Below are 2,928 nucleotides of genomic sequence, written 5' to 3' on the forward strand. Positions count from 1 at the left end.
AGTTCACCGCGGGCAAGGCCTTCAAGGACGCCGTCAACATCCCGGCCTGACCTCGGCCCGGCTTGCCGGCTCGGCCCGCACCGACGCCCGCCTCCCGCCGCCCGTCGTGCGCCGCCTCCCGTGGCTGTCTGTGGTGGGAGGCGTACTGCGCTGCGGGCGATCGGCAGGGGGGAGTGGGGGTGTGCCGGTGACAGCGGGCCAGGACAAGGAGCGGGCGGCGGGCGCGGGGGTGTCGCGGCGGCCGGTGCGCAGCCGGGTGCGGCACGGCCAGGCCTCGTGTGCGGACCACGGGTGCGCCTTTTCCGCGTGCCGGCAGGCGGCGCTGCGGGCCCGCAGGCGTCGTGACCGCGACCGTGCGAAGGGTGTGGCGGCCCGGGTCGATCCCGCCCCTGTGGCCGCCCGTGCCGCGGTGGTGGTGCGCCGCGGTATGTCGGCTCAGGACATTGCGGACGCCTCCGGCATCGCTGTCACGCTCATCCGGCGCCTGTTGCGCGAGCCGGCCGGCCGGCCGGTGCGGATCGCCCGCGGCACCGCGGAGGCGGTCCTCGGTGTTGCGCTGCCCGGACGCGAGCGGCCCCCTTTCTCCGGGGCGGGGTCTGACGTGTGCCGCTGCGGCGGCCGCGGTCCTGGCCGAGCTGGAGGCGCGGGGCTGGACCGCGGCGTATCTTGCCGCGCGCCTGCGCACGAGCGCTGCCACCGTGGCGGCGGTGCGTGACGGGTCCCGCCGCCGGATCACCGTCGCGCTGGATCTGCGCGTCCACCGTCTGCGGGCGCGCCTTGCGGCGACGGATCCCCGCTGCCGTGGGGATCCGGGCCGGCGACGCGGCCCGCACCCGTGCCGTCGCCCGAGGGCGGGCAACGCGCCATCGGGTGGTCCGGGTGGCGGCCTGACGGCCGGACGGCCGCCGGATTCCGTGCCGGACCCGGGGGTGTGAGGGCCGGCAAGGGGCGGGGCGGCATGGCGGTCAGCGGGGTGTCAGTACCGGGTCAGGCGCCCGGGGCATTCTGATGGCACGTCAGGGAGCGCCGGAAACGGACTCCCGGGACCGGGAGAGGTGCCCGGAGCGGTTCATCGGGTGCCTGGCCGGCAACGGCCGAGCAGGGTCTTTCGGGGCCCGCGCAGGTTCGAATCCTGCCCTCTCCGCCCCCTGGGCGTGCCGTGCACGCGGTGGCCCGCTTGTCCCGCCTGTTCTTCCCCGGCCCCGCTGTCCGGCCGCGCGTCTGCGCCGGCCGGGCCGGGGGGCGTACGGTCGCAGCCGGGGACGGGACGTCCACGCTGGTCCTGTCTCCGGTTCCGGCCCGGCCGCACCCCCGACGGCCGGGCCTCACCTGCGCACCTGGCCGGTGGACGCCCGGCAGCCTGCTGCGCCTGGCCGAGAGTCAGCCGGCGGGCGGGCTCCAGTGGTTGTCGGGGTGATCGAGCCACACGGTGCGCCGGCCGGCCCGGGTGAGGGTGAGTCCGAACCGCTGGTAGCCGGGGGCCCCGGCGTGCTGCCAGGTGTTCCAGGTGGTGTGGATCTCGTCCCACAGGCGCCGGGGGCCGCTCTGGCGGACCTGGTACTCGTCCGCGCCGGGGACGGAGTCGACGGTGGCCCAGGAGGTGACGGTGGTGTCGAAGAACCACCAGGTCACGGTCTCCTGGTAGGGGGCGCGGCGGTAGTAGACGTCCGGTAGGCGGGTGCCGATGGCGAGCTGGGCGAGCCAGGAGTCGCCGATGGCCTCGGGGTCGAGGCCGGTGACCGACGCCGTGGCGTCGCCGGGCCACTCTCCGGGCAGGTAGGCGTCGACGGGCGGGGCCTGGTAACGCTGCTGGCGCATCCTCATGAAGTCCGAGGGGCCGGTGAAGTGCCCGGCCGCCGTGCGGCCGTCGCCGTCGCGGTCGACGTTCAGGCGGGTGATGGCGCCGCCGCCGAACAAGGTGGCCACCGGAGCGACGAGGATCCCGCCGGGGCGGGTCGCCCCGAGCCAGGCGGTGGGGATGTCGGTGACCAGGCTGGAGCAGGTCGCGATGAGCCGGTCGGCCCGCCCGCTGGCCTCATCGGTGGTGGGTTCGGCGCCGTCGCCGGTCACCACGCGCACCCCGTCGAGGCCGGCCGCGGTGAGGTTGGCGCGGGCGGTGTCGGCGACGGTCTTGTCGATCTCGACGCTCACCACCCGGTCGGGGCCGAGGCGGTGGGCGAGGAGGGCGGCGTTGTAGCCGGGGCCGGTGCCGATCTCGTGGACCAGGTGGCCGTCCTGGACGTCGAGGTCGCGGAGCATGGAGGCGACCATCGTCGGCATGCTCAGGCTGGAGGTGAAGTCCCGCATGCCCGCGCCCTGGTCGCCGTCGTCCCACTGGGTGATCGCCGGGGTGTCGCGGTAGGCACCGGCCAGCCAGCCCTCGGGGTCGGCGGCTCGGTCGCGCTCGACCGCGGTGCGGTCGGTGAACTCCCAGTAGACCGGCGGCAGGAACAGGTGCCGGGGGACCGCCTCGAACGCCGGGCGCCAACCCGGCTCCAGCGCGCCGGTGTCCGCGAGGTGGCCGGCGAGCCGGTGGCGGGCGCCCTCGGACCGGTCGGCGCTCACTTGTGCTTCGGCTCGGGCTCGGGGCCCTGGCCGTCGGGGCTGGGCTTGGGCCCGATGTCGGGGCCGCCCGGCTTGGCGTGCGCCCCGCCGCCGCCGTCCCCCGGACCGCCCTTGTTCTCGTCACCCATCGTCGCGCCCCTCTCACCCAGCGGAGCCACCATCCTGGTGGGCGCCGGATGCTGACGGCAAGAGGGCCAGGCCGCAGGCCCCGGACGGCAGGCCCGGCCGGACCGGGCGGAGCAGGAGGCCGGTGCCCGGGGGTGGTTCGGCCGGGCACCGCCGCGACCGTGGACGTCGCCGAGGCCGCCATCGGCCGGGCGCGCCGGGCAGCACGCCGGGCCGTGCCCGGCCGGCCGCTACGCT

Annotated in this window: 2 protein-coding genes and 1 tRNA gene; 1 reads left to right on the forward strand and 2 read right to left on the reverse strand. The window is 76.7% G+C overall.

Going from position 1 to position 2,928, the window contains the following annotated elements:
- The first annotated feature begins 1,049 nt into the window (after positions 1–1,049).
- A tRNA-OTHER gene (locus AA75_RS48280) sits at positions 1,050–1,144 on the forward strand.
- Positions 1,145–1,380: 236 nt separating this feature from the next.
- Here AA75_RS48280 and AA75_RS33045 read toward each other — a convergent pair.
- Together AA75_RS33045 and AA75_RS53575 are read right to left on the reverse strand one after the other, a co-directional pair.
- On the reverse strand, positions 1,381–2,565 hold the full coding sequence (locus AA75_RS33045) for a methyltransferase domain-containing protein (protein WP_051813923.1): 1,185 nt from the start codon (positions 2,563–2,565) through the stop codon (positions 1,381–1,383).
- A complete protein-coding gene (locus AA75_RS53575) occupies positions 2,562–2,693 on the reverse strand; it encodes a hypothetical protein (RefSeq protein WP_255369535.1) in 132 nt (43 codons plus the stop codon). The genes AA75_RS33045 and AA75_RS53575 overlap by 4 nt, the downstream gene beginning before the upstream one ends.
- Positions 2,694–2,928 lie beyond the last annotated feature (235 nt).

Origin of the sequence: Kitasatospora sp. MBT63, from assembly GCF_000710465.2 — a bacterium.
GTDB lineage: Bacteria > Actinomycetota > Actinomycetes > Streptomycetales > Streptomycetaceae > Kitasatospora.

What these genes read in the sequence shown, in the direction of transcription:
- AA75_RS53575 (WP_255369535.1), bottom strand. Translation starts at nt 2,693, where the DNA reads ATGGGTGACGAGAACAAGGGCGGTCCGGGGGACGGCGGCGGCGGGGCG.